Origin of the sequence: Granulicoccus phenolivorans DSM 17626 = NBRC 107789 = JCM 15570 (assembly GCF_000423085.1) — a bacterium.
Lineage (GTDB): Bacteria > Actinomycetota > Actinomycetes > Propionibacteriales > Propionibacteriaceae > Granulicoccus > Granulicoccus phenolivorans.
Genome location: NZ_AUHH01000002.1, coordinates 68,471 through 89,272, shown reverse-complemented (window position 1 = coordinate 89,272; position 20,802 = coordinate 68,471). Strand labels below are relative to the sequence as shown.

15 protein-coding genes are annotated in these 20,802 nt (G+C 69.6%); 10 read left to right on the top strand and 5 right to left on the bottom strand.

Annotated features, from left to right (window positions below; all coding sequences use genetic code 11):
- Window positions 1–108: 108 nt before the first annotated feature.
- The 3 genes from uxaC to G531_RS0101755 are packed head-to-tail and all read left to right on the top strand — an operon-like array spanning window position 109 to window position 4,446.
- The gene (gene uxaC, locus G531_RS0101765) at window positions 109–1,521 is read left to right on the top strand and encodes a glucuronate isomerase (protein WP_026925935.1); all 1,413 of its coding nucleotides are present in this window, start codon (window positions 109–111) and stop codon (window positions 1,519–1,521) included.
- Window positions 1,518–2,915 (top strand): mannitol dehydrogenase family protein, encoded by a 1,398-nt coding sequence (locus G531_RS0101760; RefSeq protein WP_026925934.1) that lies wholly within the window; start codon window positions 1,518–1,520, stop codon window positions 2,913–2,915. Before uxaC ends, G531_RS0101760 begins: the two co-directional genes overlap by 4 nt.
- Window positions 2,916–2,925: 10 nt before the next feature.
- Window positions 2,926–4,446 (top strand): gluconokinase, encoded by a 1,521-nt coding sequence (locus G531_RS0101755; protein ID WP_035756816.1) that lies wholly within the window; start codon window positions 2,926–2,928, stop codon window positions 4,444–4,446.
- Window positions 4,447–4,474: 28 nt separating this feature from the next.
- Here the strand turns inward: G531_RS0101755 and G531_RS0101750 are convergent, their stop codons facing one another.
- Window positions 4,475–5,128: a hypothetical protein gene (locus G531_RS0101750; RefSeq protein WP_026925932.1), complete on the bottom strand. Its 654-nt coding sequence runs from the start codon at window positions 5,126–5,128 to the stop codon at window positions 4,475–4,477.
- A complete protein-coding gene (locus tag G531_RS0101745; RefSeq protein ID WP_145978563.1) occupies window positions 5,089–5,967 on the bottom strand; it encodes a hypothetical protein in 879 nt (292 codons plus the stop codon). The genes G531_RS0101750 and G531_RS0101745 overlap by 40 nt, the downstream gene beginning before the upstream one ends.
- A gap of 272 nt (window positions 5,968–6,239) precedes the next feature.
- On the opposite strand from G531_RS0101745, the gene secA reads away from it, so the two are divergent.
- Window positions 6,240–9,209 (top strand): preprotein translocase subunit SecA, encoded by a 2,970-nt coding sequence (gene secA / locus G531_RS0101735; protein WP_035756930.1) that lies wholly within the window; start codon window positions 6,240–6,242, stop codon window positions 9,207–9,209.
- A gap of 76 nt (window positions 9,210–9,285) precedes the next feature.
- Window positions 9,286–10,239, top strand: coding sequence for a polysaccharide deacetylase family protein (locus G531_RS24235; protein WP_051214904.1), 954 nt, complete (start codon window positions 9,286–9,288; stop codon window positions 10,237–10,239).
- Here the strand turns inward: G531_RS24235 and G531_RS24230 are convergent.
- Entirely contained in the window at window positions 10,207–10,695 is a 489-nt protein-coding gene (locus G531_RS24230; protein ID WP_051214903.1) for an Rv3235 family protein, read from the bottom strand. The two genes, G531_RS24235 and G531_RS24230, sit on opposite strands and share 33 nt — an antisense overlap.
- Before the next feature lie 87 nt (window positions 10,696–10,782).
- On the opposite strand from G531_RS24230, the gene G531_RS19725 reads away from it, so the two are divergent.
- Genes G531_RS19725 through ku form a run of 3 tightly spaced genes read left to right on the top strand, consistent with a single transcriptional unit; the run spans window position 10,783 to window position 13,584 of the window.
- Window positions 10,783–12,219 (top strand): wax ester/triacylglycerol synthase family O-acyltransferase, encoded by a 1,437-nt coding sequence (locus G531_RS19725; RefSeq protein WP_035756814.1) that lies wholly within the window; start codon window positions 10,783–10,785, stop codon window positions 12,217–12,219.
- Window positions 12,206–12,730: a DUF6912 family protein gene (locus tag G531_RS0101715; RefSeq protein WP_026925929.1), complete on the top strand. Its 525-nt coding sequence runs from the start codon at window positions 12,206–12,208 to the stop codon at window positions 12,728–12,730. The genes G531_RS19725 and G531_RS0101715 overlap by 14 nt, the downstream gene beginning before the upstream one ends.
- Window positions 12,731–12,735: 5 nt before the next feature.
- Window positions 12,736–13,584, top strand: coding sequence for a non-homologous end joining protein Ku (ku, locus tag G531_RS19720; protein ID WP_035756921.1), 849 nt, complete (start codon window positions 12,736–12,738; stop codon window positions 13,582–13,584).
- Between the two features lie 7 nt (window positions 13,585–13,591).
- Here ku and G531_RS0101705 read toward each other — a convergent pair whose 3' ends face one another.
- Together G531_RS0101705 and G531_RS24225 are read right to left on the bottom strand one after the other, a co-directional pair.
- Window positions 13,592–14,407, bottom strand: coding sequence for a class I SAM-dependent methyltransferase (locus G531_RS0101705; RefSeq protein ID WP_026925928.1), 816 nt, complete (start codon window positions 14,405–14,407; stop codon window positions 13,592–13,594).
- Between the two features lies 1 nt (window position 14,408).
- Window positions 14,409–14,894: a DUF2505 domain-containing protein gene (locus tag G531_RS24225; RefSeq protein WP_081683758.1), complete on the bottom strand. Its 486-nt coding sequence runs from the start codon at window positions 14,892–14,894 to the stop codon at window positions 14,409–14,411.
- Window positions 14,895–14,986: 92 nt separating this feature from the next.
- On the opposite strand from G531_RS24225, the gene G531_RS0101695 reads away from it, so the two are divergent.
- Both G531_RS0101695 and G531_RS0101690 read left to right on the top strand, forming a co-directional pair.
- On the top strand, window positions 14,987–19,831 hold the full coding sequence (locus G531_RS0101695) for an NAD-glutamate dehydrogenase (RefSeq protein ID WP_026925926.1): 4,845 nt from the start codon (window positions 14,987–14,989) through the stop codon (window positions 19,829–19,831).
- A gap of 102 nt (window positions 19,832–19,933) precedes the next feature.
- Window positions 19,934–20,788 carry a PHP domain-containing protein gene (locus tag G531_RS0101690; protein WP_026925925.1) on the top strand — a complete coding sequence of 285 codons (855 nt, stop codon included), beginning with the start codon at window positions 19,934–19,936 and terminating at the stop codon, window positions 20,786–20,788.
- Window positions 20,789–20,802: the final 14 nt, after the last annotated feature.

The window sequence follows — 20,802 nt, the reverse complement described above, 5'->3', positions numbered from 1 at the left end:
GCACCGCCACAAGTGCCCCGCCCGCAGTCGCGGGCAACAAACGGCAACCCCACCCGCAATATGCGGCAACCGATGGCAGGTTGTGGGGGCCGATGTTGAGATGGGGATATGTCGCACTCCTTGCAGTTGAATCCCGATCGACTGTTCCCCGCCGAACCGTCTGTCCGTGCCATTGCCCGGCGTCTGTACGCCGAGGCCGCCGACCTGCCCATCATCTCCCCGCACGGTCACGTTCCGGCCCAGTGGCTCAGCGACAACATTCCGTTCGGGAACCCGACCCAGTTGCTGATCACCCCCGATCACTACGTGAACCGGCTGATGCACGCCCAGGGCGTCTCGCTGTCCGACCTGGGAGTGGGTCAGGCGGAGTTCTCCGAGGAGCAGTCCCGCAACGCGTTCCGCTTGCTCTGCAAGCACTGGCCGATCTACCGCGGTACCTCGGTGAAGTTCTGGTTCGAGTCGACCTTCGTGGACGTCTTCGGGATCGACGTGCGCCCCAGCGAGGAGACCGCCGACCAGATCTACGACCAGATCGCGGAGAAGCTCGCCTCGCCCGAGTACACCCCGCGGGCCCTGTTCGATCGCTTCGGGATCGAGTTCATCGCGACCACCGACGATCCGCTGGACGATCTCGCCGCCCATGAGAAGATCGCCGCCGACCCGACCTTCCCGAAGCGGGTCGCGCCCACCTTCCGGCCCGACAAGTACCTCGAACCGGCCCGCCCGGACTGGATCGAGCTGACCGACAAGCTGGCCGAGGTCAGCGGGGTCGAGACCGGCACGTACGCCGGCTGGGTCGAGGCGATGCGGCAGCGGCGCCGGTACTTCATCGAACGCGGCGGCGTCTCCACCGACCACTCCCATGCCGACCCACGCACCGACCGAGTCACCGAGAACGACGCCGAACGGCTGTTCGCCGCCGCCCGCGCCGGGCACATCAACGAGGTCGAGGCGGTCGCCCTGCGCCGGCACATGCTGGCCGAGATGGGTGAACTCGCCGCCGAGGACGGCCTGGTGATGACCCTGCACCCGGCGGTGGCCCGCAACCACCACGGCCCGACCTTCGAGAAGTACGGTGCCGACGTCGGCGCCGACATCCCGATCAGCGTCGAATACACCCGAGCCCTGCAGCCGATGCTGAACCGCGTCGGAACCGCCGAGGGCTTCCAGCTGGTGCTGTTCACCCTCGACGAGACCACGTTCTCCCGGGAGATCGCGCCGCTGGCCGGCTTCTACCAGGGCGTGTACGCCGGGGCCCCCTGGTGGTTCCTGGACGCCCCGGAGGCGATCCGGCGCTACCGCTCGGCGGTTACCGATACCTGCGGCTTCACCAAGACCTCCGGGTTCATCGACGACACCCGCGCCTTCTGCTCGATCCCGGCCCGCCACGACATGGCCCGCCGCCTGGACGCCGGCTTCTTGGCCGGGCTGGTGGCCGACCACCGGTTGGAGGAGGACGAGGCGGTCGAGACGATGGTGGACCTGACCTCGACCAACCCGCGAAAGGCGTTCAAGCTATGAGTTCCGCGAACAGCGAAGCCCCCCGATTGAGCCGCAGCCTGCCCGGGATGCCCCCGGCGGCACCGGTCCGGATCGTTCACGTGGGCCTGGGCAACTTCCACCGCGCCCACCAGGCGTACTACACCTGCCATGCCGCCGACGCCGCGCAGTGGGGGATCGCCTCCTTCTGCGGTCGGCATCGTGACCAGGCCGACGCGCTGGCCCCGCAGGACGGCCTCTACACCCTGATCGTGCAGGGGGCCGACGGCAACCGGCCGGAGGTGATCGGAGCCATTTCCGAGGCCCGCGGGGCCGAGGAGATCGACCGCTGGCTCGAACTGCTCAGCTCCCCGGAGGTGGTGATTCTCACCTCCACGGTGACCGAGAAGGGGTACGCCGTCGCCAAGGGCGCCCTGGACCTGAGCGACGAACTCGTCGTCCGGGATCTCGCCACCCTGCGCGCCGGGTCCACCGGGCCGTTGGAGACCTATGCCGGCAAGGTCGTTGCCGGCCTGCAGGCCCGCCGGGCCGCGGGCGTCGGCGGCCTGACCGTGCTGCCGTGCGACAACCTGAGCAACAACGGTGGCGTGGCCCGAGCCGCGATCCGCGGGTTCGCCGAGGCGTACGACCCCGACCTGTTGGCCTGGATCGACGAGGTCGTCGTGTTCGCCAGCTCGATGGTCGACCGGATCACCCCGGCCACCACCGACGAGAACCGGGCCCAGGTACTGGCCGAGAGCGGCTACGTCGATGCCTGGCCGGTGCCGACCGAGCCGTTCATCGAGTGGGTGATCGAGGGCGAGTTCCCGCACGGACGCCCCGACTGGGAGAGTTCCGGCGCGACGGTGATCACCGAAGGGTTGGAGGTCTTCGAGACCCGCAAGTTGTGGCTGCTCAACGGGTCGCACTCGATGATGGCCTACGCCGGGCCCATCCGGGGCCGGGAAACGGTCGCCGAAGCGATCGCCGACCCGGTGATCCGGGGCTGGGTGGAGACCTTCTGGGACGAGGCCGGCCGGCACCTGGCCCTGCCCCCGGCCGACATCGCCGCCTACCGGTCGGCGCTGCTGGAGCGCTTTGCCAACCCCAACATCCGGCACCTGTTGGCCCAGATCGCCCACGACGGCAGCATCAAGCTGGCCCAGCGCACCGTGCCGGTGGCCAAGGCCGAACGGGCCGAGGGGAAGCTGCCGCTGGGCTGCGCCACCACGTTGGCGGCCTGGGTGCTGCACCTGCGCGGCACCGGGGCACCGGTCGTCGACGCGCACGCCGAAGCGGCACTGCAGGCCGCCGCCACCACCGATGACACCGCGGCCGTACGCGGCGTCCTGGCCACCCTGGACGCGGACCTGGCCGCCGACGACGAGTTCGTCGCCGCCGTGGTCGGACGGTTGGCCGTCGTCGCGGGCTCCTGAGGCGGCCGACGTGTACGAGTCTGTGATCATCGGTCTCGATGTCGGCACCACCGCGGTCAAGGTGGCCGCCTTCGAGGTCGGCGGGTCCGGTGGCGCCAGCGCGATGGCGGTGAAGGAAGCCCGGATGGAGCAGCCGAGCGCCGGATGGCAGGTGGTCAACCCGGCCACCCTGCTGCGCGCGGTGGATGAGGCCATGCGGCTGTGCATCCAACAGCTGAACCACTCCCACATCGCCGCCATCTCGATCTCCACCGCCATGCACGGGTTGATCGGATTCGATGACCGGATGCGTGGGGTGACCCGACTCGCCACCTGGGCCGATTCCCGGGCCGCCGACATCGCCCGGGAACTGCGCGAACAGGGCCACGCCCCCCTCCTGCTGGAGCGCACCGGGACCCCGGTGCATTCGATGAGCCCACTGCTGAAACTCATGTGGTACCAGCGGCAGTTGCCGGAGGAGGCGGCCTCGGTCCGCTACTGGGGTGGGGTCAAGGAACTGGTCATGCACCACCTGACCGGGGAGTTCGTGCAGGAGATCTCCAACGGTTCGGGCACCGGGCTGATGAACATCCACAATCTCGCCTGGGACGAGGTGGCCCTGGAATTCGCCGGGGTCGATGCCGATCAGTTGGCGCCCCTGGTCAACACCACCGAACAGTACAAACTGCGCCCCGAGATGGCCCGGGCGTGGGGGATCGACGCTACGGTACCGATCGTGATAGGCGCCGCGGACGGACCGCTGGGCAACCTCGGGACCGGGGCGATCGTGTCCGGCGTGGCCGGGCTGTCCCTGGGCACCAGCGGTGCGGTCCGGCTCGCGGTACCGGAGCCGACCTATGACCCCAAGGGCCGGCTGTTCTGCTACGCGCTCACCCCGGAGCTGTGGATGCTGGGTGGTCCGAGCAGCAACGGTGGCTCGGCCTTCGACTGGGCGGCGCGGACCTTCGCTCCCGACGTGGTCGCCGAGGACCCGGGGCAGGCCCTGGAGATCGCGGCGACCGCGCCGGCCGGAGCCGGTGGACTGGTGATGGTGCCCTACCTGATGGCCGAGCGGGCGCCGCTGTGGGATCCCGATATCCCCGGGGCGTTCCTCGGCGTACGCCAGAAGCACCGGCGGCAGCACTTCCTGCGGGCCGCGCTGGAGGGGGTCTGCCTGCAACTGGGGACCATCGTCAATATCCTGGACGAGGTCGACCACGTCGAATCCGTCCGGGCGACCGGCGGACCGTTCCGGGCCCAGCTGTGGCGCAATGTGATGGCAGCGGTGATCGGCCGGCCGTTCTACGTCGCCTCCGATGCCGGCGGGACCGCGCTGGGGGCCGCCGGGCTGGCGGCGTACGCCCTGGGCCTGGCCGACTCCGTCGGGGCCGGGCTGACCCTGATGGGCGGGACCGTCGCCGGCGAGGGCACCGACGACGCGCCGCTGGTGGTGACCACGCGCGACGCCCAGGTGTACGCCGACCTGCGCCAGACCATGGTCGCGCTGGCCGACGATGCCGCCCGGGTGACCCGGGCCTGGAATCCGCGGTAGCAGCCGGCAGCCCGGCGCCACCGAAGGCTCAGCCGATCAGCCGGCGCCAGGTGAGCCGCAGCGGGCTGTCGGCCCCGGCGAGTTCCCGGTCCTCGGTGCGCAGTTCATGATGCAGCCCCCCGGTCGGGCCCTCGATCAGGTACCAGGCGTACTCCTGCTCGGCGGCGCGTGCCATCAGATCGGGATCCACCGGGCCGCGCTGCAGGTTCGACCGCAGGATCGCCGCGTGCAGGGCATCGTCGGACGAACGCGACACAGTCCACGCCTGCGCCATCAGCTGGGCCCAGGTCAACACGCCACCGCTGAAGTAGCCGACCAGGAGCAGTGCTGCAGCGATCCGCAGCGGGTCGGGCTGCCGCCGAAGCCGGCGCACGAAATCTGACAGCACCGGGGTGGCAAGCACCATCAGAGTGAAGATGGGCACAATGCTGGCGCGCAGCACGAAGTTGTTGTATCCGGGGCCACCGACCACGAACGGGACCAAGAAATAGCCACAGCTCAGCACCGTCAGCGGCAAAGAGAACCGGTGTCGGCCGAGGATCGCGGCCAGCAGCAGGGGCCCCAGTTCCAGGACGACCACCAGGACGTACACCAGCAGACCGAGCAGCCAACGATCGGCGAAGGGCCCGTCGGCGATCACCATCAGCGGGGTGAACCCACGTTCCCCGGGGACCAGGTACATCCACCCGATCGGCGCGCAGAGCAGGAGCCGACGCCGGCGGCCACCACCGCGGACACCCACAACCCCCGAGTCACCACCCACCAGCTCAGGAAGATCACTGCGCCCAGGCAGACCAGGGGCGAGGCGCCCACCGCCGAGGCCAACAACACGCCCGCGGTGACCCGGTCACTCCACCGGCGTGAATCGGCCCAGCGGGCGGCAGCCACCACGGCCAGGGCCCCTGCCACGTGGTGCGGCACCCACGACAGCAGGGTGATCGTGCTGGAGAACTGGAGCATGAGGCCCAGGTCCATCGCCCACCACTCGCTGGTCGCCTTCACGAAGGGCGCTGCGAAAGCATCAAATCCCCCGAACAGCAGGACCACCACGAACAACACCGACCGGTTCAGCCGAGTTCGGAACACCGCACGGGCGGTGTAGACCGTCGCGTACAAAAGCGCGGCCGCGTACAGCACATGGAGTACGAAGAATGCCTGCTTGATGGTGACCACCGCGCCGATCTGCCACACCACCGCGCCCGGGATCCACGGACCGTAGTAGTAGGGCAGCAGCAGGGACGGATCGAAAGTCGACACCGGTGGGAAGGCCGGTGAGTTCACCAACGACATCAGTTCCTGGAAGTGCCAGTGGTCATCGAATGCCACGGCCTCCACCGCGTACCCCAGGGCCGGCTCGAGCAGATAGGGCAGGCGCGGCGCACTCACCACCAGCGCGGCAAGCCAACACAGCAGATGGGTCCGCCACCTCAGCCGGGGCAGCCGGACCGACCCCAGCCGGAGCAACAGTCCCATCCCGGCCGCACCGGCCAGCCACACCCAGCTCATTGTCCAGGTCGGCACTCGAAGAAGTTGAGCACCGCCATGCTGAGCGCGTTGGCGCCCAGTATCGCCACGAAAACCATCCCCATGCGGCCTCCCCCTCCGACCTCCCCCTCCGACCTCGGCTCATGCTAGCGGCCCTTTCCGGACGGGCCGACTCCGACAATTGGGTCCGACCCCCTACGATGGGGCAGTGCCCGTCGCGCCCGATCGGTCGCGGCCCGGGGCCGGTACACATTGCAAGTCGTTTCGAGGAGTCCTCTCTAGTGGCCGTTTTCGACAAGTTGCTTCGCATGGGCGAGGGAAAGATCCTGCGTCGCCTGAAGGACGTCGCCAAGCAGGTCAACAGCATCGAAGAAGACTTCGAGGAGATGACCGATGAGGAACTGCGCGCCCAGACCGATGAGTTCAAGCAGCGCCTCGAGGACGGGGAAACCCTCGACGACCTGATGCCGGAGGCTTTCGCCACGGTACGCGAGGCCTCCCGGCGCGTTCTCGGCAAACGCCACTTCGACGTCCAGATCGAAGGCGGCGCCGCCCTGCACCTGGGCAACATCGCCGAGATGAAGACCGGTGAGGGCAAGACCCTGGTCGCCACGCTCCCGGCGTACCTCAATGCGCTGGGCGGCAAGGGCGTCCACATCGTCACCGTGAACGACTACCTGGCCAAGACCCAGTCCGAGCAGATGGGCCGGATCCATCGCTTCCTCGGGCTCGAGGTCGGGGTGATCCTGGCGCACATGACGCCCGAGCAGCGCCGCAAGGCGTACGCCGCCGACATCACCTACGGCACCAACAACGAGTTCGGCTTCGACTACCTGCGCGACAACATGGCGCTGAACATCGACGACTGCGTCCAGCGCGGGCACAGCTTCGCCATCGTCGACGAGGTCGACTCCATCCTGGTCGATGAGGCCCGCACCCCGCTGATCATCTCCGGTGTCGCCGAGGACACCCATGAGTGGTATCCCGAGTTCGCCAAGATCGTCCAGCGGATGCGCCGCGACAAGCACTACGAGGTCGACGAGAAGAAGAAGACGATCTCGGTGCTCGAGGACGGGATCACCCTGGTCGAGAACCGGCTGGGCATCGAGAACCTGTACGAGTCGGTGAACACCCCGCTGATCTCCTACCTGAACAACGCGATCCGGGCCAAGGAACTGTTCAAGGTCGACCGCGACTACGTCGTGCTCAAGGGCGATGTGATGATCGTCGACGAGCACACCGGCCGCGTGCTGGAGGGGCGTCGCTACAACGAGGGCCTGCACCAGGCGATCGAGGCCAAAGAGAACGTCGCGATCAAGGACGAGTACCAGACCCTCGCCACGGTCACCCTGCAGAACTTCTTCCGGATGTACGACAAGCTCTCGGGGATGACCGGCACCGCGAAGACCGAGGAGTCGGAGTTCCAGAAGATCTACGGCCTGGGCGTACTCCCGATCGAGACGAACAAGCCGATGATCCGGGTCGACCAGAAAGACCTGATCTACCGGACCGAGGAAGCCAAGTTCAATGCGATCGTCGAGGACGTCCTGGAGCGCTACGAGGAGGGCCAGCCGGTCCTGATCGGTACCGCCTCGGTGAACAAGTCGGAGATCCTGTCCCGGATGCTCACCGAGAAGGGCGTCAAGCACGAGGTTCTGAACGCGAAGAACCATGCGCGGGAGGCCTCGATCGTGGCCCAGGCCGGCCGCAAGAAGGCGGTCACCGTGGCCACCAACATGGCCGGTCGCGGTACCGACATCATCCTCGGTGGCAACGCCGAGCAGATGGCCGAGGAGGCCCTGGCCGCCAAGGGCCTGGATCCGGTCGCCGACGCCGAGGCGTACGAGGCCGCCTGGCCGGACGCCCTGGCCAAGTTCGAGAAGCAGGTCGAGGCCGAGCACGAGGAGGTCGTCGACCTCGGCGGGCTCTACGTGATCGGTTCGGAACGGCACGAGTCCCGACGCATCGACAACCAGTTGCGCGGTCGGGCCGGGCGTCAGGGCGACCCGGGGGAGAGCCGGTTCTACCTGTCGCTGGGCGATGACCTGATGCGCCTGTTCAAGGCCGACATCGTCAACTGGGTGCTCCAGGCGATGAACATCCCCGACGATCAGCCGATCGAGAACAAGCGGGTGTCCTCCTCGATCGCGCAGGCGCAGAAGCAGGTCGAGTCGCAGAACTTCGAGGTCCGCAAGAACGTGCTGCGCTACGACGATGTGATGAACCGGCAGCGGCACGTGATCTACGGCGACCGCCGCAAGGTGCTCGAGGGCGCCGACGTCTCCGGCCAGATGCGTGGCTACGTGTCCCGGATGGTCGAGTCCTACGTCCGCGGCGACACCGAAGGGTTCACCGAGGACTGGGATCTGGAGAAGGTCTGGGCCGACGTGTCGACTCTGTACCCGGTCCAGTTGGACGTCGAGGACTACGTCGAGACCGACCTCAGCCAGGACGAACTGGTCCAGGACTTCCTCGATGACGCCGAACACGAGTACGACCGGCGCGAGGAGGCCCTCGGCGAGGAGAACATGCGGGAGCTGGAGCGCCAGGTGATGCTGAGCGTGCTGGACCGCAAGTGGCGCGAACACCTCTACGAGATGGACTACCTGCGCGAGGGCATCGGCCTGCGCGCGATGGCGCAGCGCGATCCGCTGGTGGAGTACCAGCGCGAGGGCGGCGACATGTTCAACTCGATGATGGAGGCCTTCGAGGAGGAGTGCGTCGGGTACCTGTTCAAGGTCGAGGTGGACGCCCCGACCCCGGCGCCGTTGACCGACGCCTCCGGTGCCGCGATCACCGCCGACTCGATCCAGGCCCGACTCGACGCCGGGAAGGCCGCGTCGACCGCGCCGTCGACCGAGGCCGCGGAGTCCACCGAGAACGCGGAGCCGGTGGCGGAACCGAGCGAGGCCCCGGAGCCGGTCGCTGCGGGCACCTCGGGACGCTCCCGCAGTACCGCGCCGAACCGCCGGGACCGCCGCCGCGCCGCCCGGGCCGGCGACAACGGCGCGGCCGACACCGACACGGCTGCCGAGGAGTCGGCCGCTGCGGAGCAGGCCGTCGAGGAGCCGACCGAGGAACGCAGCAAGCTGCGGATTCGCGGGGATCGGGCCCAGAAGCGCCAGTACGCCTACACCGCCCCCGGTGAGGACGGCTCGGTGGAGCAGTCCACCGAGGAGGTCGTGGTCCCCGCCGACTACGCCGGTACGCCGCGGAACGCGCCGTGCCCCTGCGGCTCGGGCAAGAAGTACAAGATGTGCCACGGGGCCCGGGCCTGAACCGGCGGCTGAACTTTCGGTAACACCGCCCGGTTCGATTCCGGAATGCGCCGGGGGCCCGCGTAGGGTGTCGCGCATGCGTCCGATGCCTTCCCCCCGGCTGCTCGCGGTGCCCCTGGCACTGGCCGTGCTGGCCGTCCCGGCGTGCGCGAGTACCACCAGCGCGACCCCGGAAGTGACCCCCGCCCCGATCAGCACCCCGACGCCGACCCGTACGCCGGAACCCACCGCCGATCCGACCCCCGCCGCGTCCGCCACGGCGACCCCCGGCGCGAGCGGCACCCCGCAGGGCACCGCGACCCCCAGGGGCACCGCCACCCCGGGCGGCACCGCCACTCCCAAGGGCACCGCGACCCCGAGCGGCTCGGCGAGCCCCGCGGCGACGTCCGGCCCCGCCAAGCCGATGCCCGCCGGCCAGGTCGACTGCGGCCAGGTCAAGTGCGTGGCGCTCACCTTCGACGACGGCCCCGGCAAGGACACCGGCCGGCTGCTGGACATCCTGAACCGCAAGGGCGCCCGGGCGACCTTCTTCATGCAGGGGGTCAATGTGAAGGCCGACCCGGCGATGGCCAAACGGGTCGCCGACACCCCCGGCATGGAAGTCGCCAACCACAGCATCTCCCACCCCGATCTCACCAAGCTCGGAGCGGCCGGCGTCCGCAAGGAGATCAGCGGCAATCAGCAGCGCATCGCCGACACCACCGGGAAGACCACGAAGGTCTTCCGGCCGCCGTACGGCGCCACCAACTCCACCGTCCGGGAGATCGCCGGGGAGACCGGCGAAGCGGTCATCCTGTGGGATGTCGACACCCTGGACTGGCAGTCGCGCAATCCGACCGCGATCCGCAAGGTCGTCGCCCAGCAGACCCGCAACGGCTCGGTGATCCTGATGCACGACATCCACTCCACCACCGTGGACGCGGTGGAGAACGTGGTCACCGACCTGCAGAACGACGGCTACCAGGTGGTGACGGTCACCGAACTGTTCGGCTCCACCTCACCCGGCAAGACCTACACCAACCGGAGCTGACACCAGGGCGGGCGGGCCGAAACAGATCGTCTGCCCCAGCCACCGATCACCGACCCGGTCCAACCGCAACGCGAGCGCCGAGGAGCGCCCCGCGCGTTCCAGCCGGGCGGCCACCTCGGCGGCGTCGGCCCGGGGGAACTGCACGTGCACACTGCACAGCCGCGGGCGCTCGGGGGAGCGGGCGTACAGCCGGGCCAGCAGGTGCACATCACCCAACAGTTCGTCGCTGACCCAACGGGTGAGCTGGGCCGGCGGGCGCCGGGCGCCCAACACCTCGACGATCGCCCGGACCAGGGTGACCGCGAACGCCCGCGCCTGCGGATCCGCCGGGGCCTCGGCCACCTCGGGGGGATCCTCGGTCAACGGCAGCGTGGGCCAGGTCTCGGGCTCGGGGGCCAGCCGCAGCAGCGGGGGCGGGCGGTGATCGGGCAGCGGTTCGATCCGCAGGCAACTCATGGTTCGACTCTGCCGCCGCGGCCGGTCCGCGCGCCACATCCGGGGCGGCACCCTGTGGACAACTCGGGGCCGGGTAGCGTAGACGCCATGCCAGAACGCCTCACCGACCGCGAGACGTCGATGCTGGCCGTCGATACCCAGCACACCCCGGGGCACGTCGGCTCGATCGACATCTTTCGCATTCCTGACGGGTTCGACCCGCAGAGCCTCGTCGAACTCATTCGGTCCCGACTGGCGTTCGTGCCCCGCTACCGGATGCGGGTGCGCAACGTGCCCGGCGGCCTCGCGGCCCCGGTCTGGGTCGACGACGAGGACTTCGATCTGAACTATCACGTACGCCGGGCCGCGTTGCCCCGCCCGGGCAGCTGGCAGCAGCTGCGCGAGTTCGCCGGCCGGGTCGAATCCCGCCGGCTGGACCGCAGCCGCCCGCTGTGGGAGTGCTACCTGGTCGAGGGCCTGGCCGACAACCGGTTCGCGGTGGTCTCCAAGACCCATCCGGTGCTGATCGACGGCGTCGACGCGGTCGACCTGGCCCAGGTGCTGCTGGACACCGAGCCCGATCCCGATGAGGAGGACTTCGGAGCCGACTGGGAACCGGCCGCCGAACCGCGTCCGGTGGACCTGGTGCTCAGTGGGCTGCAGGAGGGGCTGGCCGATTCCGAGGCCCTGGTCCGGACGGCGCAGCGTACCGTCACCGGCGCCCTCGGCGCGATGGTCGCCGTCGGGGAGGCGGTCGGCGGCGTCGGCGGTGCCTTCGGGGATCTGGCCTCGCTGGCCCTGCGGCGCAGCCGACCCCGGCTTGACTCGCCGCTGGCCGGGCCGATCAGCCAGCACCGCCGGGTCGCGATGGAGGTCATCGAACTCGCCCGGCTCAAGGAGCTGAACGCGCTGGCGCCACACCGCACCATCAACGATCTGGTGCTCGCGGTGGTCACCGGGGCGCTGCGGCTGTGGCTGGCGGCCCGCTCCGAGGGCGTCGTCCAGCGCCCGGACCTGCTGGCCCTGGTGCCGATGAGTGTCACCGACGAATCCGAGGAGGTGCTGGCGCCGGGCACCAAGGTGGTCGGGCATCTGATGGCGTTGCCGATCGGAGAACCCAACCCGAAGATCCGGCTCGACCAGGTCGCCTTCGGCACCCATGCCCACACCGACCGCGGCCGGGCGGTCGATGCGCGCACCCTCTCCGATCTGGCCGGCTTCGCCCCGGGCACCCTGCACGCGCTCGGCGTACGGGTCGGTGGGGACCTGGTCCGTCGCCCGCACGACCTGCTGATCACCAACGTGCCCGGACCCCAGCACACCCTGTACGCCGGGACCGCGGAGCTGGTGGCGAGCTTCCCGGTGCTGCCGCTGGAGCCCGGACACCAGCTCGCGATCGGCATCACCTCCTATGCCGGCCGGGTCTGCTTCGGCCTGGTCGGGGACCGCACCGGGGTCGCCGACCTGGACCTGCTGGCCGAGTGCCTGCACAGTGCGCTGGCCGAACTCGAGGCCGCCCTGGGGAGCGCCGATGCCGAGCAGTGAGCGCCCCCTGGTCTTCGTCGCCTGCACGGTGGCGGACCTGCAGGCCCTGACCCAGGGGCCGGTGACCCCGGCCGGGCCCGCGTACGCCGCCACCCCCGCGCTGCTGGCGACCTTCGGGTACGCCCCGGACGGGGACCCGGAGGAACCCGACTATGCCGCCCAGGTGTTCGCCTCCCTGGCCGGGGTGCTGGCCGACCGGCCCCGGCTGGTCTGCGCCGTCGAGGTGGACCGGCTGCCCGGATCGGTGGCCCCGGTCGCGTACGGGACCGTCGCGGTGCCCGCGGTGGACCCGCGCCGGATCCGGGCCTGGTTCGCCGATGAGCCGGCCGCCGCCGCGGACCGCGCGGCGCTGAGTGCGGCCTGGGCCGGGCGTACGCTCGAAGCCGCCTGGGACGATCCGGCGGTGCAGCAGTTCGTCAGCGACCACGACCTGCTGTGGTACGCCCCCGGCGAGGCCGCCGACCTCGGCGCGCAGTTGACCGGGGTGCTGACCCCGGACCAAGGAGAATGACGACCATGCCACGTTCGATCTGGAAGGGCGCGATCTCCTTCGGGCTGGTCTCGATCCCGGTCAAGCTGTACTCCGCCACCGAGGAGAAGGACATCTCCTTCCGCCAGGTGCACCCCGCCGACGGTGGCCGGATCAAGTACAAACGGGTCTGCGAGATCTGCGAGCAGGAGATCCCGTACAACGAGATCGCCAAGGGCTACGAGACCCCCGATGGGCGGCTGGCCATCCTGGAGAAGTCCGACTTCGACAACCTGCCGCTGAGCACCACCAAGGCGGTGGAGGTGATGGAGTTCGTCGACGAGGCCGAGGTCGACCCGACCTACTTCAACAAGACCTACTTCCTGCAGGCCGACGGGCCCGGCGCCAAGCCGTACGTGCTGCTGCGCGACGCCCTGAAGGCCGCGGGCAAGGCAGCCGTGGTGAAGGTCGCGCTGCGCTCGCGGGAGAACCTGGCCCTGGTCCGGGTCAAGGACGACCTGCTGCTGATGCACACGATGCTGTGGCCCGATGAACTGCGCGACGGCTCCTTCGCCGCACCGCCGGCCGAGATCAGTGTTTCCGACGCGGAGGTCGCGATGGCGCAGACCTTCATCGAGGCCCTGGAAGGTGACTTCAACCCCGAGGACTACACCGACGACTACCGCGAGGCGCTCGAAGAGGTCGTGCAGGCCAAACTGGCCGGGACCGAAGTGCCCGAGGAGACCGCCGCGTCCCCCAAGGAGGCCGATGTGGTCGACCTGGTTGCCGCGCTGCGCGCCTCGGTCGAGGCGGCGAAGAAGCGCCGCGAGGGCGGTACGCCCGAACCGGCGGCCACCGAATCGGTCCCGAAGAAGTCCCGCAAAAAGGCCGGCTGAGCCCGGGTCACTGCGTGCGGATCAGCACCTCCCCGTGCGGGATCAGCAGCCACCCGCCGGGACTGGCGCCCCATTCCCGCCAGGCGGCCGCGATCGCGGCGAGTTCGGTGTCGGGGTGGCCGGCTTCCCGGGCCTGCTCGGCGAAGTCCGACTCGGTGGCCCGGGCGGCCCAGGACTCGCTCCACCAGCTCCGGTCGGCCTCGGTGGCGAAACACCAGGCCGATGCCGAGGGGATTACTTCCGCGGCCGACCCGGTGCTCGCGTCGCCGACCGCGGCCAGCGCCCAGGCGTACAGGTGCCGGCCGGCGTCCGGTTCGGCGTGATTGGCCCGGGCGACCTCCTGGTACAGCTCGAGCCACCGGTCCAGACCGGGGACGGCGGGATACCAGATGAACCCGTGGTAGTCCGCGTCCCGGACCGCGACCAGCCCGCCGGGCCGGGTGACCCGGATCATCTCGCGCAGCGCCGCGACCGGGTCGGCCAGATGCTGGAGCACTTGGTGGGCATGCACCACATCGAAGCAGGCGTCGGGCAGGTCCAGGTGCTGCGCGTCGCCGATGGCGAAGTCGATATTGGCCACGCCGGCCGCGGTGGCGGTCTCCCGGGCCAGCTGCAGGGCCGGTTCGGACACCTCCAGCGCGGTCACCCGGCGCACCCGGGCGGCCAGGTCGACCGTGATCGTGCCGGGGCCACAGCCCACGTCGAGCAAGTCCTGGTCGCCCGACAGGTGCGGCACCAGGTAGCCCGCGGAGTTCTCCGCGGTGCGCCGGCGGTGCGAGCGCAGCACCGACTCGTGGTGGCCGTGGGTGTAGCGGTTGCTCAACTCAGCGGCCCTCGGGATGCTCGGCCAGCCACTGGGTGCCGACACTCTGCTCGACCCCGATCGCGTCGCTGATCATCGGGGCGCACAGTTGCTCGACCTTGCGGCCGAACAGCGGCAGCTTCACCTCGAAGTCGCCGCGGATCCGGACAGTGGTCCCCGAGGGGGTCGGCACCAGATCCGCGGTGCCTTCCATCCGGGCCGGCTGGCCCTCCACGGTGATCCGGATCCGGCCCCGATGCGTCCCCGACTGGTCCGGGGCGCCCCAGTCGATCACCTGGGTCACCGTCACCGTGCGGCCGGTCACCGCGTGCAGCGGTTCGGGGGCGGGCAGGGCCCGGCGCGTCCGGGTGACCGCGCCGGACACGCTCTCCTCGGCCTCGGTCGCCTCGGCCGCGGCACTGACCCGCCGCAGATACTCCTCGGTGGTCAACATCGTGAACACGGCACCGGTCGGCGCGGCGAAGTCGGCGCGAGCATTGATCTCCATGGGGTCATCATGCCGAACCCGATCGGCGACCCGGTGCTGTTCCATGCCGTTTCGCCGCTCGATAGGGTGAGGGAACTCACCGGGAGGAAGACATGTCTGGACTGCCGTCAGCGTTGGTGGAGTCAGTGAGCCGCTCCGGGCTGCTGCCCGAGGGAACCGATGTCGAACGGGTGGTCCGCCGCTATCTGCGCCACGTGGACGATCAGGACCAGGACACCCGCAGCCCGGAGGCGCTGTGCGGGATCATGCTGCGCCACTTCAAACTGGCCGGCCGTGGCGGTGACGGGCCCCGGATCGAGGTGCACTGGCCCGATCCCGAGGGGGACGGGTGGGACGTCGGGGCGGCGGTCGTCCAGATCGTCAGCAAGGATCTGCCGTTCCTGGTCGACACGATGAGCATGGAGGCACTGCGGCAGCACTGGAACATCCAGGATCTGGTGCATCCGCAGTTCAGCGTACGCCGCACCGCCGACGGGGAACTGCAGGAGATCCTGTCCGAAGCCCCCGCGTTCAGCGACCCGGGGCTGCACCGGGAGTCGTGGATCCATCTGGAACTGCTGCCGCCGACCTGTGACAAGTCCCGCGACGAACTCGCCGCCGCACTGATCGAGGGGCTGGCGGCCGCGCTGGCCCGGATCGAACTGGTCACCTCCGACTGGCGCCCGATGGTCGAACGCGTCCACGAGACGATCGCGCTGCTGCAGCGCCAGGCCGGGGACGACGCCCAGTTGGCGCAGGCGATCGATCTGCTGGAATGGCTGGTTGCCGACAACTACACCTTCCTCGGCTACCACGAGTTCCGCCTGGTCGACGCGGCCGGGGGGCACGCCCGCTACGAACCGATCGCCGGGTCCGGGCTGGGCATCCTGCGCGAGGAGCACGAGGTCGACAACGCCTTCGGTGCGCTTCCGCTGCCGGGGGAGGCCTCGCAGATTCTGGTGATCACCAAGGACAACCGCCGGGCCCGGGTGCACCGGCCCAGCTTCCGGGACTACATCGGCGTCCGGTTGATGAACGATGCTGGTGAGGTGCTGGGCGAGCGCCGGTTCCTGGGCCTGTTCACCGTCTCCGCGTACGCCGAATCGGTCCACCGGATTCCGCTGCTGCGCTCCAAGGCCGATCAGATTCTGCGGCACTCCGGCTATGAACCCGACTCGCACGGGGCGAAGTCGGTGGTCGGGGTGATCGAGTCCTATCCGCGCGACGAACTCTTCCAGGGCACCGCCGAGGAGCTCGCCCCGACGATCGAACAGGTCTCCCGGCTCAAGGAGCGTCGCCAGGTCCGGCTGTTCTGGCGCGGGGACCGGTACGGCCGCTATGCCTCGGTGCTGGTGTTCCTGCCGCGGGACCGGTACACCACCCGGGTCCGGCTGAAGATGGAAGCGATCCTGCGCAAGCACTTCGACGGCGAATCGGTCGACTACCAGGCGCGGATGAGCGAATCCTTGCTGGCCCGGCTGCATTTCACCGTACGCGTGGCCCCCGGCGCGACGCTGCCCCCGGTCGACTCCGCCGCGGTGGAGGCCGAACTCCGCGCGGCGGCCCGGAACTGGGACGACGACTTCGCCGACGAAATCCGCGGCGTCGAGGAGGCCGGGGCACTCGGGTCGGTGGCCACCGCGCTCCCCCCGGGGTATCGGGAGGACTTCGACGCGCGGCACGCGGTGATGGACATTGCGGCGCTGCGGCAACTCGGGCCCGACAACCCGATGGACATGGTGCTGTATCGGCCCGAGGGGGACCACCCCGGCGTCGATCTGCGCCTCAAGGTCTTTCGGCAGGGGGCGGGCTTCTCGCTGTCGGAGGTCATGCCACACCTGAGCCTGCTCGGCGTCCGGGTGGTCGACGAGCGGCCCTACGAACTGGAACTCCCCGGTTCCGCGCGCGACCTGATCTTCGATTTCGGGCTGCAGGTGCCCGGTACGCCGGGCGACTGGGACCCGATCGCCCGCAAGCGCTTCACCGATGCTTTCGCGGCGTCCTACGAGGGCCGCTGCGGGGCCGACTCGTTGAACGAACTGGTGGTACGCGCCGGGCTGGAGTGGCAGGAGGTGTCCTGGCTGCGGGCCATCTCGCGCTACCTCGGACAGCTCGGCCTGCCCTTTTCGCAGAACTACATCGCCGAGGCGCTGCGTGCCAATCCGATCCTGGCGACCGGGCTGGTGGAACTGTTCCGGGCCAAGTTCGATCCGGCGGCGCACGACGCGGCACGGGTCACCGCGCTCACCGGGCAACTGACCGAGGAACTGGACCAGGTCGCCAGTCTGGACCAGGACCGGATCCTGCGCTCCATGCTGTCCGTGCTTGCCGCGACCGTGCGGACCAATGCGTTCCGTACCGACGACCTGCCCGGGCTGCCGGCGGTGGATCGGGCGATCGCGCTGAAGGTGCTGCCCGGTCAGCTCACCGACGCGCCCCATCCGCGGCCGGCGTACGAAGTCTTCGTGGATTCTCCGCGGGTGGGCGGGGTCCACCTGCGCTTCGGCAAGGTGGCCCGGGGCGGGTTGCGCTGGTCGGATCGCCGCGAGGATTTCCGCACCGAGATCCTCGGTCTGGTGAAGGCGCAGATGGTGAAGAACACCGTGATCGTCCCGGTCGGGGCCAAGGGCGGCTTCTATCCCAAACGATTGCCCGATCCCAGCGTCGATCGTGACGCGTGGCGGGCCGAGGGAGAGGCCTGCTACCGGATCTTCATCAACGCGCTGCTGGACGTGACCGACGACCTGGCCACCGGCACCGACGGGGCGACCGGGAGCGACAGCCCGATCATCCGGCCCACCGACGTGGTCTGCTACGACGACGCCGATCCCTATCTGGTGGTCGCCGCGGACAAGGGCACCGCCAGCTTCTCCGACATGGCCAACGAGATCGCGGTGCAGCGCGGCTACTGGCTCGGCGACGCGTTCGCCTCCGGCGGCGCCACCGGATACGACCACAAAGAGATGGGCATCACCGCCCGCGGCGCCTGGGAGTCGGTCAAGCGGCACTTCCGCGAGATCGGCACCGACCCGTTCAACGACGACTTCACCTGCGTGGGGATCGGCGACATGTCCGGCGACGTGTTCGGCAACGGGATGCTCTACACCCCGCACATCGGGCTGGTCGCCGCATTCAACCATCTGCACATCTTTGTCGATCCCGATCCGGACCCGGCCGCCGGCTTTGCCGAACGGACCCGGCTGTTCGACCTCCCGCGCTCCAGTTGGGCCGACTACAACACCGACCTGATCAGTCAGGGCGGGGGAGTGTGGCCGCGTACGGCCAAGTCGATCCCGGTCAGCCCGCAGATGCAGATCGCGCTCGGGCTGGACTCCGATGTCACCGCGCTGCCGCCGAACGACCTGATCCGGGCCATCCTGACCGCCCCGGTGGATCTGCTGTGGAACGGCGGGATCGGGACCTATGTGAAGGCCACCGGGGAAACGAACCGGGACGTCGGCGACCGGACCAATGACGCGCTGCGGATCAACGGGGCCGAGCTGCGCTGTCAGGTGGTCGGGGAGGGCGGCAACCTGGGCCTGACCCAGGCCGGCCGGGTCGAGTACGCCCGCGCCGGCGGCCGGCTCAACACCGACTTCATCGACAACTCCGCCGGCGTGGACACCTCCGACCACGAGGTGAACATCAAGATCCTGCTGGCCACCGAGGTCGAGGCGGGCCGGCTGGGCGTACCCGAACGCAACGAGTTGCTGGCCTCGATGACCGACACGGTGGCCGAGCACGTGCTCGCGCACAACTACGACCAGAATCTGGCACTGGCCAATGCGCTGGCGCACGCGGCGTCGACCTGCGCGGTGCACCAGCGGCTGATCGATGATCTGGTCCGGCGCGGGTACATCGACCGGAAGTTGGAGGGGCTGCCCACCGAGAGCCAGATGAAGGAACGGGTCGCGGCCGGCGAGGGCCTGTCCGGTCCCGAACTGTGCACCGTGCTGGCCTGGACGAAGATCGCGATCGCCGATGAGGTGTTGGCCTCCGATCTGCCGGAGGATCCCTACCTGGCCGATCGGCTGCTGAGTTACTTCCCGGAGCAGCTGCGGCAGGCGTACGCCGACCGGATGCCCAAGCATCAACTGCACCGCGAGATCATCACCACCGTGGCGGTGAACCGGTTCGTGAATGCCTCGGGGATCACCGTCGCGCACCGGCTGCACGATGAGACCGGCGCCGCGGTGCCGGACATCATCCGGGCCCAGCTGAGCGCGCGGGCGATCTTCGCGGTCGGGACCGATGAAACCCTGACCCGGCGGCTGGACCATCGCGTCAGCGCGGAGGTGCAGACGCGGATCCGGGTGGAACTGCGCCGGCTGGTCGAGCGCGGCACCCGCTGGATGTTGCAGAACCGGCGGGCCCCGATCGATATCCCGGAGGTGATCCAGCAGTTCGCCGGGCCGGTCGGCACGATCAAGGCGAACCTGTCCCAACTGCTGATCGGACGCGCCGGCGCGCAGGCCGAGGAACGTCGGGCCGAGCTGATGGCCGCCGATGTCCCCGAACGGCTGGCCTCGGTGGTGGCCGCGGCCCCGACCCTGTTCGAGGCGCTGATCATCGTCGAGCAGGCCCTGGAAATGGAACGCGACGTGCTCGAGGTGGCCCGGGTCTACCTGCAGGTGGCCGAGGTGCTGCGGCTGGATCAGCTCGGTGACCAGATCTCGGCGCTGCCCCGGCAGGACCGGTGGGACTCGCTGGCGCGCGGGTCGATGCGCGACGATCTGCAGCACCTGCACGCCGAACTCACCCTGGACGTGTTCTCCCGCAGCGGCGGACCCGAGGGCGAGGACGAGCACGAACGGCTCGATGCCGCCGAACGGGTGGAACGCTGGAAGGAGCGGGTGAGCGGCCTGGCCGGAGTGGAGAGCGTGGTGGCCGCCGCGACCGAGTTCGAACCCGATCTGGCGCGACTGTCGGTGGCGTTGCGGGCGATCCGGTCCCTGTGACCCCGGGACAGGGGGACCTGACCACCGGCGAGTGTCCGAAACTGACTGGGTGGTAAGGGGCTCCTATCGTGGGCAAGTAGCTTGTCCGGACAGGAGGCTGCCGTGCGCATTGATCTGCATACCCATACTTCGGTGTCCGACGGGACCGACACGCCCACCGAGTTGATCCACAACGCGGTGGCGGCCGGGCTGGACGTGATCGCGTTGTGCGACCACGACACCTTCGGCGGGATCCCCGAGGCGACCGCGGCGGCGGCCGCAGCCGGCATCGGGTTCGTGCCCGGGATCGAGATCTCCTGCGACTATCAGGGCAAGGGGGTGCACCTGCTCGGCTACGGCTGCGACATGGAGTACCAACCGCTCGCGGTGGAGCTGGCCAAGATTCGGGCCGGCCGCAAACAGCGCCTGCCGCGTACGCTCGGGTTGCTCGCCGAACTCGGCGTCCCGGTGACCACCGACGAGGTGATGGCCAAGGTCGGTGACGCGCCGTCGGTGGGCCGCCCGCACATCGCCGACGCCCTGGTGGCTCGCGGCCATGTCGCCGACCGCAAGGAGGCCTTCGATCGGTTCCTGGCCGATGACGGCCCGGCGTACGTGCCCCGGTACGCCACCGAACTGCTGATCGGGATCGACCTGATCCATGCCGCCGGGGGAGCCAGCATCATTGCGCACCCGTGGGGGCGGGGATCGAAGGAAGTGCTGCCGGAGTCGGTGCTGACCCAGCTGGTGCGCGAGATCGGCCTGGACGGCTTCGAGGTCGATCACAATGAGCACAACGCCGCCGCCCGCGCGGAGCTGCGGGCCCTGGCCCGCTCGCTCGGGGTGGTCGCGCTGGGCAGCAGCGACTATCACGGCACCGGGAAGAAGAATCACCCGCTGGGGGCCAACCTGACCACCGAGGCGGACTTCCATCGGCTGGAGAACGCGATGAGCCGGCGGCATCACCATCGGGGCTGACCCCGCCGGCCGCG